This window comes from Ruegeria sp. HKCCA0370 (assembly GCF_013033705.1).
In the GTDB taxonomy this organism is placed as follows: domain Bacteria; phylum Pseudomonadota; class Alphaproteobacteria; order Rhodobacterales; family Rhodobacteraceae; genus Ruegeria.
Genome location: NZ_WQEP01000005.1, coordinates 88,885 through 102,254, shown reverse-complemented (window position 1 = coordinate 102,254; position 13,370 = coordinate 88,885). Strand labels below are relative to the sequence as shown.

The following is a 13,370-nucleotide window of genomic DNA, read 5'->3' as shown; positions in this document are numbered from 1 at the left end:
CGCGAGGGAATCGCGCCCGGGTGTCTTCAAGCAGTGCCGGTGACAACGGCGCGGGGCGTGATATTGACCAGCCTACGTTTCCCGGTTCGCACGGCACGATACAGCGCCTCGGTCGCAAAGCGCGGTGTCGATGCATCAAGTTGCCGGTAGGCAAGTAACGGAGCGATGATTTTGTGCGCCTTGCCCAGTGCTTCCAGCGGGTCGGGAATCTTCACGGGCTCGATCAAACTTGGATCGATCCCGGCGACGGATTTGCCTTTGGCTTTCCCGGGAAATCGGCGCGCGATTTCCGATGCCTTGACCCTGGCCACCTTCACTTTGGAGGTGGAATAGCGCACTTTTCGCATCGGCAAGGACAAGGGAGACAGGTCAGGGCGTTTCGAAGCCTCATCGACCAGCTTCAACTCGTCGAAAAGTACCACAGCAAGATCGTGTTCCTGCCCGGGATCAAATTCATGCCCGGACGCGGCGAAAATCTTCTTCCGCAAGCTTTTGCGTTCAACGATCTGTTTCTTGGAGAACCGCGCTCTGTCCTCCAGCTCAAGTCGGCCAGACAGGTCCAATTCGAACCCAAGCTCCTCAAGCGCCAACACGGGGTTAATCAGCGCAGCACGAGCAAGCTCTGGGGTGACATTCAAACGGGCAGCAATATCATGCACTGCTGCTTGAACGTCCTGAAACGTAGCCATAGCAGCCTTCCAATTACGAAATAAACGTAACTCTTGAACGCTTGGAACTGATAGATAGATACTTTGGGATTCTTCCTTCACGATATATTTTTAAAGCGATTCCGTCAATGAGCCGGAGACGCAGCAAGGCTGACTTCAACCCGATCGCGTAACGGTATTTGTCGCGTCGCTGGTTTTGTCGGACGGGTTTGTCGTGAAATATGCGGCCCGGAATACAGGCCCTGACCATCTATCGACAATGGCAGTGCGGGACCTTCCCGCGCCACGGCCAGGGGTGGTGGTTTCAAGCAAAACCGCCAATCGGGACGCCGCCACATTGTGCGAGCATCCCGCGGCCCCACGCCTTCAATCCGTCCACAACACCTCGCGCCCCTCTTCCCCCGGACCACATCACCTGCCATAATGGGGGAAACTCAAAAACAAGAGCAGCACCCATGCCCGACGATCTGTTGACGCCAGAAGCGACCACAACTTATGACGCCTCCTCGATCGAGGTGCTCGAAGGTTTGGAACCGGTCCGCAAGCGACCTGGTATGTATATCGGCGGCACGGATGAACGCGCTTTGCACCATATGGTGGCCGAGATCCTCGACAACTCGATGGACGAGGCAGTGGCAGGCCATGCCAACCGGATCGAGGTGGAACTTCACGCCGATTACGCCCTGACCGTGCGCGACAACGGGCGCGGCATTCCGATCGATCCGCACCCCAAGTTCCCCGACAAATCCGCACTCGAGGTGATCCTGTGTACCCTGCACGCGGGCGGCAAATTTTCGGGCAAAGCGTATCAGACCTCGGGTGGTCTGCACGGCGTGGGCGCCTCGGTGGTGAATGCGCTGTCGGATTCGATGGTCGTTCAGGTGGCCCGCGACAAGCAACTTTATGAACAACGTTTCTCGCGCGGTGTCCCCTTGGGCCCAGTGGAAAAGGTCGGCGCCGCCCCCAACCGGCGCGGCACCACAGTCACCTTCCACGCTGACGACCAGATCTTTGGCCACCACCGGTTCAAACCCGCCCGCCTGTTCAAATCCATCCGGTCCAAGGCCTACCTGTTTTCGGGCGTCGAGATTCGCTGGAAATCCGCCATCGATGACGGCGAGACGCCCACCGAGGCCACCTTCCACTTCCCGGGCGGGCTGTCGGACTACCTGAAAGAGACGATGAATGGTTCGTCGACCTATGCCGAGCAGCCCTTTGCCGGAACCGTGGATTTTCAGGAGAAATTCGGAACCCCCGGCAAGGTCGAATGGGCGATCAACTGGACGCCCTCGCGCGACGGGTTCATCCAATCCTACTGCAACACCGTCCCCACGCCCGAAGGGGGTACTCATGTGGCCGGGTTTTGGGCCGCGATCCTCAAGGGGATCAAGGCTTATGGCGAGTTGATCAACAACAAGAAAGCCGCCCAGATCACGCGGGAAGACCTGATTGCAGGGGGCTGCGCGCTGGTCTCGTGCTTCATCCGCGAGCCGGAATTCGTCGGTCAGACCAAAGACCGCCTTGCCACGGTCGAGGCGCAGCGGCTGGTCGAAAACGCGGTGCGCGACCATTTCGACAACTGGCTGGCCGCCGACACGAAATCCGCCGGCGCGATCCTCGACTTCCTGATCCTGCGGGCCGAAGAACGCCTGCGCCGCCGTCAGGAAAAGGAAACCCAGCGCAAATCGGCCACCAAGAAACTGCGCCTGCCCGGCAAGCTGGTGGACTGTTCCAGTTCAACACGCGAAGGCACCGAACTATTCATCGTAGAGGGCGACTCGGCGGGCGGCTCGGCCAAAATGGGGCGCGACCGCAAAACGCAGGCCCTGCTGCCCCTGCGCGGCAAGATCCTCAACGTGCTGGGCGCAGCCAGTTCGAAACTGGGCACCAATGCCGAGATCAACGACCTGACGCAGGCGCTGGGCGTTGGGCTGGGCAGCAAGTTCAACCTCGACGACCTGCGCTATGACAAGGTCATCATCATGACCGACGCGGATGTGGACGGGGCGCATATCGCGTCCTTGCTGATGACATTCTTCTTCACCCAGATGCGCCCGATGATCGACGCGGGCCACCTGTACCTGGCCTGCCCGCCCCTGTATCGTCTGACCCAAGGCGCCAAACGCGTTTACTGCCTGGACGAGGCCGAGCGCGACGAGTGGCTTGAGAAAGGTCTGGGCGGCAAGGGCAAGATCGACGTGTCCCGCTTCAAGGGTCTTGGTGAGATGGACGCCAAGGACCTGAAAGAGACCACGATGGACCCCGCGTCCCGGAAATTGATCCGGGTCACTATTGATGAGGACGAACCCGGCGAGACCGGCGATCTGGTCGAGCGTCTGATGGGCAAAAAGCCCGAACTGCGATTCCAGTATATTCAGGAAAACGCGCGGTTTGTGGAGGAGTTGGATGTTTAAACGAAAAAGGCTCAGCACTCGCTGAGCCTTTCGTATAGCCTGACAAAAGGTTCAGGCCGCTTTTTGATCTACTTGTTCGCCGCGATCCACATTTCGAATGAACAGAGTAGTTTTCTTCAAATTCTCTATCCCAGCGGACTTGATGGACTGAAGGAACGCGCCGTAAAGTTGCGCTTCCCGTTGGTTAGCATTCATAGCAGCCTCTCCAATGTTTCCACGTAACACTATACCTTGCACAGGTTACGCTTTGCTTACAAATAGCCATGACCCTACCATTTTAACAGTAGAAAAATGACTCAGTTTGTCCAATTTCGTGGCAAATTCACGAAAAATCGCAACGTCAGCAGGGCTACGGAAGTGAACCTTTACGTGTGGGCACTTCAATTCCGAATCGGAAACTTTCAAAACGCTTTCGAAAACGTTCGCAAGCAGCCGTGCATATTGATCTTCACTATAATCACCAAAATCGTATTTCGGTGCCAATATGAGATGCCTAACTCTCAGCACCCTTCCTGTAAACTTTGGAATGAAGGCACCATTTAGAAAGCAAATAGCTTCGTACTCATTTTCGCCATTGGTAACGGCATAGACACCACTCCATTTTTCATTCTCGCAATCGACGATCTGCTCGCCGAGCATAGGCATGGTTGTAGGTACATACGAAACAAAGTCTTCTTCAAATTCACGGCATTGCTTAGCCCAGTTGTCCTGCAAATCACGCCAACTTCCGTCGTGATGAGATAGTCTCTTCATAATCCCTCTCTTTTCAACTTATGCTTGTTGCGTAGCGCCAAAATTCATGTGTCTCAAGTGCCAAACCTGCAATCACAATTCGAATTAACGAGCACTGCAACCAGAATGGATGCGAACACCTGTCCAGTCCAAGATCGGTTCAAACAATGGTGAGGAACGCGCCCGCCCATGCAGGTGAGCCACACACCTACGCGACCATTCATCCCACGCAAAGGATGAACAAGGACACCCCAACACCACACGCGCCCTCAAAAAACCAAAATCTACTGCAATTCAAACATCTTCGGTTTACTAATCAAACCAAGAACCGGCTTCCGTGTGACAAGCTGGCTTGGATTTAACGATTAAGGATTTGCAATGGCCCGCCTTTATGACAGTCGAAAACGTGTTCTCGTAACCGGTGGGGCCGGGTTTCTCGGCTCGCATCTGTGCGACCGGCTTCTGGATCAGGGGCATGAGGTTTTGTGCGTCGACAACCTGTTCACGGGCACCAAGCGCAATATCGACCATCTGCACAACAACCCGCGGTTCGAGTTCATGCGCCATGATGTGACCTTCCCACTGTTTGTGGAAGTGGACGAGATCTATAACCTCGCCTGCCCGGCCTCGCCCGTGCATTATCAGCACGATCCGGTGCAGACGACCAAGACCAGCGTTCACGGCGCGATCAACATGCTGGGTCTGGCGAAGCGGCTGAAATGCAAGATCTTTCAGGCCTCAACCTCCGAGGTTTATGGCGACCCGACCATCCATCCGCAGACCGAAGATTATTGGGGCAACGTCAACCCGGTCGGCCCGCGATCCTGCTATGATGAGGGCAAGCGCTGCGCCGAGACGCTGTTCTTCGACTATCACCGGCAGATGGGGTTGGAGATCAAGGTCGCCCGCATCTTCAACACCTACGGGCCCAGAATGCACCCCGCAGATGGGCGCGTCGTGTCGAACTTTATCATGCAGGCCCTGACGGGTGATCCGATCACGATCTTTGGGGACGGTACGCAGACCCGGTCTTTCTGTTACGTGGATGATTTGATCGAAGGGTTCATCCGGCTGATGGAGACCGGCGCGGACGTGACCGGCCCGGTCAATCTGGGCAATCCTAACGAATTCTCGATGAACGAGTTGGCCCGCGAAGTGCAGGCCCTTGTGGGGGCCGAGACCCCTGTCAGTTTCAAGGAATTGCCAGAGGATGACCCGAAGCAGCGCCAGCCCGATATCACACTGGCGCGGACCCTGCTGGGCTGGGAGCCCAAAGTGCAACTGAAAGAAGGGTTGCACGCAACCATCCGGTATTTCCGCGATCTTCAGGCCGAGGTCGAGACCTAGGGCCAAGGCCCGGTTTAGAATCCGGGCACGCCCCCAGCCCCTGTCCTGCCCCGGCGCTTGCAGAACCTTCGCAAAGCATAGCCTTATTCGAAATCTGCCTGATCCAGCAGCGTATAGGTGAACTTGTTGCCAAACGCATCGCGCCCGGCTTCGCATTTCAGCAGAAACTCGGCAAAGTGACGCTGATCGGCGAATACCTGACACCCGGCGGAATAGATCGTATTCGCAGTGTCATCGTCACCGTTGTTTGGCCCCTTGTGCAGATTTATGCCGAACATCCCGCTTTGAGGATTAACAAGGTTCAGGTTTCCATCCCTGTTGTTGTCCCGAAACACGGTAACGTTTCCCAGCCTTTGACACAGCGCCTTGTGGCCTCCGGGCCGGCCTCGTTTATGAATATCGATCTTGTAGCAGGACCGATATTGCCCCGGCGCCAGAATGGCCGTCCCATCCGGGTTTATCGGGTTCTTCAGGTAGTGATCGCTGGGATCGGCCGTCATCGGGTAATACGCTATATCCCAAACGCCAAGAAACCGGTGGAACACCGTCATGACATCATCGAATTTCTTGGGTGAAACCGGGTGGGCGCGAATGCCCACTATGTTCAGGTTCCAATCGACAGTGGGGGTGTCGAAAACCACAAAACCTTTTTGGGACATGACGTCCATAATCGCTTGCACAGAGGGTCTGAACATCTCTCAATTCTCCTTAAACAATGCGGCCATGTTACCACAGAAGTGACCGACCGTAAAAATCGCCCCCTTGGCTTGTCGCTGCGCGTGTAGGATTTTCGTTGCCTAACCCGTTGATCTCGTTCAAACTTGCTGAAACAAGAAACCATGATTGAGGTCCGGGCGTCCAAACCCTTTTTGATCGACAACAGATTTGCAGGACGAGAGGACGACATGAAAACACTGACCTATGGGCTGGCCTTTGCCATGCTGGCAACCCAGGCCCCGGCGCAACAGACGCTTAGCCTGGCATCTCCGATCCCGGACGGGGCGGAAACACGGTTTTGCTATTACAAGGGGCTGGCTTATTCCCCGGATTCCTTCATCGTGATCTTTGGCGACAACACCGTGACTGACACGATCAACACGCGCGAGGAACGCCTGCTGCGATGTGTAAGCAGCGACAAGGGCACCATGCACTGGAAGCCACAAAGCACGTTTCAGGTCGGCCGCTAAGCCAGAAATATCACTGTCGCCCAGGGCTTTTCAGCCGGATCAGACCGCCAATCCGATCAGGGCGACACCCACGGCCATGAGCACCGCGGCACCCATCCGTCGCGCCCAGTTGCCTTCCTTGAGGAATACGAACCCGATCAGTGCGGCAAAGATGACCGAAGTTTCCCGCAGCGCCGAAACCGCGCCCAGCGGTGCGAAGTTCTTGGCGTACAGCACCAGACCATAAGCTGTCATCGATACCAGCCCGCCAAGAATGCCGATCATCCACACTTTGGCTGGCAGGTCTTTCAGGGTCGCACGTTTCCGCACCCCGACAAATCCGGCAATGAACAGGTGCAGAAACGCACCCCACGCCCAATAGCTGAGCGTGTTACCCGACAGCCGAACACCGATCCCGTCAACGACCGAATAGACCGAAATGCAGAACCCGGTACCCAGCGCAAACATCAGTGCGCTGCGCCCAACGCCCGAGCACAGAGCTTTCCAACTGCTCAGCTGGATACCCAGGGCAATCAGGGCGATACCGGTCCAGGCCTGAAAAGGCAGCACTTCTCCGACCAAGGCCATTGCCCAAAGCGAAACCAGCGCCGGGACAATTCCACGGGCGATGGGGTAGACCACACTCAGATCACCATGCTGATAGGCTTTTCCCAGCATGAAGTAATAGCCGAAATGCACAACGGTCGAGAGCAGGATGTAAACATAGCTCTCTGGGTTAGGCAGCGGCAGGGCCATCACCATGACCGCCGCAGGCAGCACTTGACCCAAAGCGACCAAACCCAGCATGGTGGTTCGATCCGCCGCTGTCTTCACGATTGCATTCCACACCGCGTGCAGCAAAGCAGCCGAAAGAATAATAAGGACAACGAACAGGGTCATGTCCGGACCTTTCCCGCAGAGATTTCGCGCCAAAAGGGTCAACTGCCCCATTCAATTGGCGCCATGTCTGCAAAGGGTGGATCGTTGTCAAGCCCGTTTCAGATCACCTGGGTTGTCAGCCATTTCTCGATCTTCGAGGCCGGCCCTTCCCAACCCGGCTCCATGAACAGGAAATGCGCATGATCTTTGACCAGCAAAAAGGTTCCGCGATCCCCATAGCGCGTTGCCAGTGCGCGGCAGGTATCGGGGTTAACAGCCCTGTCTTCTGCTCCCGAGACCACCAGAACCGGGCAGTCAACCTTGTCGAAATCAACCTTGATCGCGTGATGGTCATCGAACATCCAAAAGAACATTTCAAACATCACGCGCCCGCTTTCCGCGCCCAATTGATCGAATACAGCGTGCTGCTGCGCCTCATCCATCTTGTTCAAGGCGAATGGGGCCATCAAATCGAACCCGACCCGCATCGGCTGCTTCCAGAATGGGCCGCCTTCCATCAAGGTGCGCGGTACAGCCCGTTCATCATCGGTCTCGGGCAAGGTGCCCCAAGGCGCATTGGGATTGATCAGAACGATGGCACTGGCCAAACCACGAGACGCCACTTGTTGCGCCACCACCCCAGCAATGGCATGCCCCAAAATGACAGGTTTGTGGTCCAGTCCCTGTACAAAATCGGCGATGTCATTGGTGTAGTCCATGACACTGGTATCGGTCAGACCCGGGTCGGGGTCCGCTTTCGGATCACCGTCATGGTAACGCAAGGCAGGAACGTGAACCGTCCAACCTTGGCCCCGAAAGAAGGCCGCGTAATCCTGCATGCACCAAGGTCCGGCAAATGCTCCGTGGATAAGAACGATTTCTTTGGTCATCGAAGTCCCCCCCTGCGCTGCCTACAGTATGGGGATATGGTAAGACGTTACAACTGCCCGTGATCCCTGTTGCAGGACGGGTCACAGGTCCTAAGATTGGACGCATGAGTTTTGTGACCGACAATCAATTGCCGCTGCTGATCCTGTTCTTTGTCATCGGCTCAATCGGCACTGCCTTTCTGTTTCGCAAACCGGCAGGGCACCGGGCGTGGAAACTGGCTGATCTGGTATGGGTTGTGCTGGGTGGCATCGGGGCATTGGTGGCTGTTTTGGCCGGGCTTTACACCTCGGACAGCTCGCGACTGGACCGACAGATCGACGTGGCCTATGCCGCGACGCTGGCATTTGACAGGGATGCGGCCCGGTTCCGCCTGCGGTTCTGTGATCCGGCCTATGATCCGGATTCCGCCGTTTTATGCGAAAAGGTTGAATTCCTTTCGGCTTCGACCGCCAGCAACTCGGAACTGCCCCTGTTCATCGCGGTCACGAACGAAGTGGCCCCCCTACAGGGGCTTCACTTCTTGGTTGGGGGTCAGTCCAAGGACGAAAAGGACGAAATACGTGACATGGCCGCCAAGGCCGATGCCTTTGACATCGACCAGTTCCTTGTCTTCACATCACTGGACGAAAACACACAGACCGCAATTGACAACATGCGTCGCAAGGTTCCCGCGATTGCGGGCGACTACCTGATACTTGCGCAGAGCTACGATGACCTGATCGCGCAGGTCGGGAAGCTGAAAGAAGAATGGGAATACCTACAGGACAATGCTCATATTCTTGTCCTGCAAATCGTGGCCCTATGCCTTGTCAGTTTTGCGGCACCGTTTCGGCTAGGGAAATCCGTGGTCGAGTTGCGCACCACGCTCAGCGACGATACGTCTGCGCCAAAGCTTGCGGGTCAGCCCCAAGAAAGTAACGCAGAAGAGTCCACAGGTTCCGAGCACCGCGCCGAATCCACCCCGCCCGCTCATACCGCTCCGCACTCGTAAAGGCGCGTGTGTTCAGAACAGTTACCTTTGGCAACGCGCGCACCAAAGCCACATCTTCCATCAACGGCTGGTCGGGAAACCCGCCTGCCGCTTGATAGGTGTGACGCGGAACCAGCAATCCCTGATCTCCGTAGGGCAATCCCAGCATCCTGCTGCGCAGATTGGCCCAGCCAGCCACCCAGGCCGGCGCAATCCCGCGCGCGCGGAACGCCAGCTGAAACGCGGCAGGTTTGGCTGAAGGCAGGTGGGCGCTGACGGTCTCGCTCCACCCCTGTTGCAGCACTGTATCCGCATGAAGAATCAGCAGCCAATCCCCTTTGGCCTGCGCGCACCCTCGGCGCAGCTGGCCGCCTCGGGATGGTGGGCCGGTCACGACCGTCGCACCGGCCTCTTCCGCAATATCCGGCGTGTGATCGGTTGAGCAGGCATCGCTGATGATCAATTCCCGAATCAACCCGGCATGCACCCCTTCCATCAAAGCCCCAAGACATTCGGGCAAAGCATCGGCGGCGTTGAGGGTCGGGATTACGACGGTAATAGGCGCGGGCACGTCTGATAACCTCTGGTCTTGGCATCGGAACTTCCTATATCACGAGGCCTGAGGAAATGACGAGGACCAAGCCATGCCCACCCGCCGCATTCTGCGCCTGTCCGGCTCGGATACCGAAAGCTTTTTGCAGGATCTGATTACCAACGACATTAAGGGGTTGGACAACGGGTTGGTCTACACCGCTCTGCTTACTCCGCAGGGAAAGTACCTGGCGGATTTCTTCCTGAAACGAGATGGCGACGGAGTTCTTCTGGATGTGGCCGAACACCTTGCGGATGATCTGGTCAAACGTCTGACGATGTACAAGCTGCGTGCGGATGTGACGATCGAGGGAACCGATCTGAACCTGCAACGTGGCACCGGAGCCGCGCCGGAAACCGTCCTGCCCGATCCCCGCCACCCGGACATGGGCTGGCGCAACTACTCCCCCGAACCCGAAGGTGATGATGGAACCGACTGGGATGCACTGCGCGTCCGGCACTGCATTCCCGAGTCAGGCATTGAACTGACCCCGGACAGTTACATCCTGGAATCAGGGTTCGAAGCGCTGAATGGCGTGGATTTCAAAAAAGGATGTTATGTCGGGCAGGAAGTGACCGCGCGCATGAAGCACAAGACCGAATTGCGCAAAGGTCTGCGACGCGTCGTTGTCCAGGGCTCGACCCCGGTGGGGACCGAGATCAGTGCAAATGGCAAACCTGTCGGAACATTGTACACACAGGCCGGCGGAAACGGGATCGCGTATCTGCGATTTGATCGCGCAGGCCCTGAGATGCAGGCCGGAGACGCCACGGTGCGCCTGGAGGACTGAGCCCACCTTGTTGCCAAATCGGCACGACCCGCGCATCAGCTTGTATCGAAAAGTTTGAACCCGTTGTCCTGCACTGCCAAAGTGCAGGCAAACAGGACGAACCGGATACCCGCATGTTTCGACTTTATTCCGCGATCTGGCGCGCCAGTGCGGGGCGGCAGATCATCCTCATCATGCTGTCCGTCGCAATTGCGGGCCTTGCCGCCGTGCCGCTTGAGTTTCAGCGCGACATCGTCAACCACCTGACATCCGACGATGTCGGGACCGAAAAACTGATCCAACTGGGCATCGGCATGATGGCCGTCATCCTGCTGAGCCTCGCCCTGAAATGGGTACTGGGCTATCGCGCCGGAACCTTGGGCGAAGACATGATCCGGCTGATCCGCCAACGCCTGCTTTGGCGTTCGACCGACCTGAAGGATTCAGACGAAGGCCTGCGCAAAGGCACCATGACCACCGCCATTTCGGCCGAAGCCGAAGAGTTGGGCAAGTTTGCCGGTGGAGCCTTTTCGGATCCGGTCGTTCAGATTGGAACGCTGATCAGCGTCATCGGCTATATCTCGTCCACGCAACCAGGTCTGGGGCTGATTGCGTTGTCAATGATCGTGCCGCAAATCATCATCGTTCTGGTCTCGCAGCGCAAAGTGAACACTTTCGTGGCGGAACGGGTTCGCATTCTGCGCGGTGCCACCGACCGACTGACGACCGAGGATATCGAAGCCGTTGAGCGGGATATCAACATCATGTTCGATGACATTTATGACACGCGGCGGCGGATGTTCCTGTGGAAACTTTCGGCAAAGTTCCTGCTGAGCGTGATCAACGGGGCCGGCACCGTCGGCATCCTGATGCTGGGGGGATATCTGGTCTTGCAGGGCAAAACGGATGTGGGCACCGTGGTGGCCGCCACCAGTGGGCTCAGCCGCATTCAGGGACCCACTGCCTTTCTGATCGCATTCTATCGTCAGGTCAGCGCCAATCGTATCAAATACGAATTGATGCTGGAATTGTTCGGCCCGGATCCAACCCGCTATCGCTATCGACCCAACGCATAAGAAAAAACCGCGCGGCGGGCGCCTGCGCGGTCTGATGCGTAACGTGACGAAACGTCACGCGCGTTCGGAATATTCCATCGTTTCCGTGTTCACGACGATCATTTCGTCCTGGCCGATGAAGGGGGGAACCATGACTTTCACGCCATTGTCCAGCACCGCGGGCTTGAAAGAGTTCGCCGCCGTTTGACCTTTTACCACCGGTTCGGTCTCGACGATCTTGCAGGTCACTTTCTGCGGCAACGTCGCGTTCAGCGCCTCGCTTTCGTAGAATTCGACAACAATGGTCATGCCATCTTGCAGAAACGGACGGCGGTCACCCAGTAATTCTGCTGGTAATTCAATCTGTTCGTAGGTTTCTGAATCCATGAACACCAGCATTCCGTCGGATTCATACAGGAATTGCTGATCCTTTTGCTCCAGACGCACGCGTTCGACCTTGTCCGCCGAGCGGAAGCGTTCGTTCAATTTCGAGCCATTGCGCAGGTTGCGCAGTTCTACCTGTGCAAAAGCCCCGCCTTTGCCCGGCTTAACATGGTCGACCTTGACCGCTGCCCACAGGCCACCGTTATGCTCAAGCACATTGCCGGGGCGAATTTCGTTCCCATTTATCTTGGGCATTACATAAATCCTTCACAAACGGTTGATGCATCAGTTGCGGTCCCTATATCTGGCGGGATCACACCTGACAAGACAACGACACCTAGTGCTGCAGGTGCAGCGAGCCATGCAAGTGACGCAACGCAACTATGCATTTTAGCTGTATCCGAATCGCACCTAATCGGTCATAAGGACCCTCACGCCGAAAATGCAAGAGCAAGAACAACAAGGAAGACGAGATGAGAGATTTCGTTGACGGCACTGCCTTTAACAATGAGCAAGGCAATCGTGCGCGCAAACTTTTCGCGGCCGTTGTCCTGGCTGCGCTTGATGATGCTATCGCCGATGACAAGAAATACGGCAATGGCCCCGAACAAATCGCCCGCTGGGCGCGTTCGCGCGATGGGCGCGAAGTTCTGTCCTGCGCAGGAATTGACCCGAACGAACGGGTTGTAAGCGGATTGATGGAATTCGTTGGACGCGGCGTCCGTACCTCGGTCGCCCTGTCGCGGGAAGAAAGCGAACGCCGCAACGCTGCACAGCAGGCCGAAGCTGCCTGAACCAAGGTAGATTTGGATTGAACAAACGCGCTCTGCCTGTCAGAGCGCGTTTTTCTATACCTGATCGTCAGGTATGAAGCCAATGGCTCAAAAGAACAACAACCATTGACGCACCACCCAGAATTCAGCCGCCAGCATGGTTGCGAATAGGGCTTTGCCCCAAACCGGCAATCCACGCTGCCACAGCAGAACATATGCAGCCAGACAGACAAAGGCTGACACCGGTGCCACCCACAAAGCATGATGGTCGCTGTCCCAATAGCTGACAGGGCTTTGGAACACCCAGTCGCTGATGGGCCAGAACTGTGGCCGTCCGTCGCCCGCATGAAGCAGGAAATCTGTCGCAAGATGCAACAGACCCGCCGCTGCACCGACAGCCAGAACATGCCAACCTCTCCAGACTGCCAGCAGGAATGCCAGCCCCCATAGGATAAAGGAATTGTCTATGGCGAATACGGTCTGCCACGCCGGGGAAAAGTAAAGCTGCCCGAAGACCACCTGCTCGGGGATGCCCAGAACAAACAGGGATACGCCCGCCATCACGTATAGGGACAGATCCGGCAATAACGCTCCCAGCAGCGCAGCCCAGAGGACAGGCCCTTGCGGCGGCCGGGCGAACACGGCAGCCCCGATCAAAAGATGCGCAGGCGTATTCATCCGGGGCTTTCCCTTTCGGCTCAAATCAGATCATCTGCGCCCAGACTTATAG

The 13,370-nt window shown here is 56.8% G+C and carries 14 protein-coding genes and 1 pseudogene; 7 read left to right on the top strand and 8 right to left on the bottom strand.

Annotation, left to right across the window (positions count from 1 at the left end):
- Nucleotides 1–26: 26 nt before the first annotated feature.
- Complete coding sequence (locus GOW31_RS12340; RefSeq protein ID WP_171170435.1) at nt 27–770, bottom strand: hypothetical protein; 744 nt, start codon at nt 768–770, stop codon at nt 27–29.
- 353 nt (nt 771–1,123) lie between these two features.
- Between GOW31_RS12340 and parE the strand changes: the two genes are divergently transcribed.
- On the top strand, nt 1,124–3,082 hold the full coding sequence (gene parE / locus GOW31_RS12335) for a DNA topoisomerase IV subunit B (RefSeq protein WP_171170433.1): 1,959 nt from the start codon (nt 1,124–1,126) through the stop codon (nt 3,080–3,082).
- Nucleotides 3,083–3,322: 240 nt separating this feature from the next.
- On the opposite strand, the gene GOW31_RS12330 is transcribed toward parE, so the two are convergent.
- On the bottom strand, nt 3,323–3,835 hold the full coding sequence (locus tag GOW31_RS12330; protein WP_171170431.1) for a hypothetical protein: 513 nt from the start codon (nt 3,833–3,835) through the stop codon (nt 3,323–3,325).
- A gap of 357 nt (nt 3,836–4,192) precedes the next feature.
- On the opposite strand from GOW31_RS12330, the gene GOW31_RS12325 reads away from it, so the two are divergent.
- Complete coding sequence (locus tag GOW31_RS12325; protein WP_171170429.1) at nt 4,193–5,161, top strand: UDP-glucuronic acid decarboxylase family protein; 969 nt, start codon at nt 4,193–4,195, stop codon at nt 5,159–5,161.
- Nucleotides 5,162–5,244: 83 nt separating this feature from the next.
- On the opposite strand, the gene GOW31_RS12320 is transcribed toward GOW31_RS12325, so the two are convergent.
- Nucleotides 5,245–5,856: a hypothetical protein gene (locus GOW31_RS12320; RefSeq protein ID WP_171170427.1), complete on the bottom strand. Its 612-nt coding sequence runs from the start codon at nt 5,854–5,856 to the stop codon at nt 5,245–5,247.
- Between the two features lie 210 nt (nt 5,857–6,066).
- Here GOW31_RS12320 and GOW31_RS12315 point away from each other — a divergent pair, with 210 nt between their 5' ends.
- Nucleotides 6,067–6,348 carry a hypothetical protein gene (locus tag GOW31_RS12315; RefSeq protein ID WP_152457476.1) on the top strand — a complete coding sequence of 94 codons (282 nt, stop codon included), beginning with the start codon at nt 6,067–6,069 and terminating at the stop codon, nt 6,346–6,348.
- 39 nt (nt 6,349–6,387) lie between these two features.
- Here the strand turns inward: GOW31_RS12315 and GOW31_RS12310 are convergent, their stop codons facing one another.
- Both GOW31_RS12310 and GOW31_RS12305 read right to left on the bottom strand, forming a co-directional pair.
- Nucleotides 6,388–7,227, bottom strand: coding sequence for a DMT family transporter (locus tag GOW31_RS12310; RefSeq protein WP_171170426.1), 840 nt, complete (start codon nt 7,225–7,227; stop codon nt 6,388–6,390).
- Between the two features lie 98 nt (nt 7,228–7,325).
- Nucleotides 7,326–8,096 (bottom strand): alpha/beta hydrolase, encoded by a 771-nt coding sequence (locus GOW31_RS12305; RefSeq protein WP_171170424.1) that lies wholly within the window; start codon nt 8,094–8,096, stop codon nt 7,326–7,328.
- A gap of 104 nt (nt 8,097–8,200) precedes the next feature.
- Here GOW31_RS12305 and GOW31_RS12300 point away from each other — a divergent pair.
- A pseudogene (locus tag GOW31_RS12300) lies at nt 8,201–8,956 on the top strand (hypothetical protein); the annotation flags it as partial.
- Between the two features lie 7 nt (nt 8,957–8,963).
- Here GOW31_RS12300 and GOW31_RS12295 read toward each other — a convergent pair.
- A complete protein-coding gene (locus GOW31_RS12295; RefSeq protein WP_171170422.1) occupies nt 8,964–9,638 on the bottom strand; it encodes a TIGR04283 family arsenosugar biosynthesis glycosyltransferase in 675 nt (224 codons plus the stop codon).
- Nucleotides 9,639–9,711: 73 nt separating this feature from the next.
- Between GOW31_RS12295 and GOW31_RS12290 the strand changes: the two genes are divergently transcribed.
- Both GOW31_RS12290 and GOW31_RS12285 read left to right on the top strand, forming a co-directional pair.
- Nucleotides 9,712–10,449: a folate-binding protein YgfZ gene (locus tag GOW31_RS12290; protein WP_171170419.1), complete on the top strand. Its 738-nt coding sequence runs from the start codon at nt 9,712–9,714 to the stop codon at nt 10,447–10,449.
- Nucleotides 10,450–10,562: 113 nt separating this feature from the next.
- On the top strand, nt 10,563–11,504 hold the full coding sequence (locus GOW31_RS12285; protein ID WP_152457471.1) for an ABC transporter transmembrane domain-containing protein: 942 nt from the start codon (nt 10,563–10,565) through the stop codon (nt 11,502–11,504).
- Nucleotides 11,505–11,558: 54 nt separating this feature from the next.
- Here GOW31_RS12285 and efp read toward each other — a convergent pair whose 3' ends face one another.
- Entirely contained in the window at nt 11,559–12,122 is a 564-nt protein-coding gene (gene efp, locus GOW31_RS12280; RefSeq protein ID WP_152457470.1) for an elongation factor P, read from the bottom strand.
- Between the two features lie 218 nt (nt 12,123–12,340).
- Here efp and GOW31_RS12275 point away from each other — a divergent pair, with 218 nt between their 5' ends.
- Nucleotides 12,341–12,661, top strand: a complete 321-nt coding sequence (locus GOW31_RS12275) for a DUF6280 family protein (protein WP_037310273.1) — start codon at nt 12,341–12,343, stop codon at nt 12,659–12,661.
- An 87-nt stretch (nt 12,662–12,748) separates the two neighbouring features.
- On the opposite strand, the gene GOW31_RS12270 is transcribed toward GOW31_RS12275, so the two are convergent.
- Complete coding sequence (locus GOW31_RS12270; protein WP_171119461.1) at nt 12,749–13,318, bottom strand: cobalamin biosynthesis protein CobQ; 570 nt, start codon at nt 13,316–13,318, stop codon at nt 12,749–12,751.
- Nucleotides 13,319–13,370 lie beyond the last annotated feature (52 nt).

What these genes read in the sequence shown, in the direction of transcription:
- GOW31_RS12290 (WP_171170419.1), top strand. Translation starts at nt 9,712, where the DNA reads ATGCCCACCCGCCGCATTCTGCGCCTGTCCGGCTCGGATACCGAAAGC.
- GOW31_RS12270 (WP_171119461.1), bottom strand. Translation starts at nt 13,318, where the DNA reads ATGAATACGCCTGCGCATCTTTTGATCGGGGCTGCCGTGTTCGCCCGG.
- GOW31_RS12315 (WP_152457476.1), top strand. Translation starts at nt 6,067, where the DNA reads ATGAAAACACTGACCTATGGGCTGGCCTTTGCCATGCTGGCAACCCAG.
- GOW31_RS12285 (WP_152457471.1), top strand. Translation starts at nt 10,563, where the DNA reads ATGTTTCGACTTTATTCCGCGATCTGGCGCGCCAGTGCGGGGCGGCAG.
- GOW31_RS12275 (WP_037310273.1), top strand. Translation starts at nt 12,341, where the DNA reads ATGAGAGATTTCGTTGACGGCACTGCCTTTAACAATGAGCAAGGCAAT.
- GOW31_RS12330 (WP_171170431.1), bottom strand. Translation starts at nt 3,835, where the DNA reads ATGAAGAGACTATCTCATCACGACGGAAGTTGGCGTGATTTGCAGGAC.
- efp (WP_152457470.1), bottom strand. Translation starts at nt 12,122, where the DNA reads ATGCCCAAGATAAATGGGAACGAAATTCGCCCCGGCAATGTGCTTGAG.
- parE (WP_171170433.1), top strand. Translation starts at nt 1,124, where the DNA reads ATGCCCGACGATCTGTTGACGCCAGAAGCGACCACAACTTATGACGCC.
- GOW31_RS12305 (WP_171170424.1), bottom strand. Translation starts at nt 8,096, where the DNA reads ATGACCAAAGAAATCGTTCTTATCCACGGAGCATTTGCCGGACCTTGG.
- GOW31_RS12320 (WP_171170427.1), bottom strand. Translation starts at nt 5,856, where the DNA reads ATGTTCAGACCCTCTGTGCAAGCGATTATGGACGTCATGTCCCAAAAA.
- GOW31_RS12325 (WP_171170429.1), top strand. Translation starts at nt 4,193, where the DNA reads ATGGCCCGCCTTTATGACAGTCGAAAACGTGTTCTCGTAACCGGTGGG.
- GOW31_RS12310 (WP_171170426.1), bottom strand. Translation starts at nt 7,227, where the DNA reads ATGACCCTGTTCGTTGTCCTTATTATTCTTTCGGCTGCTTTGCTGCAC.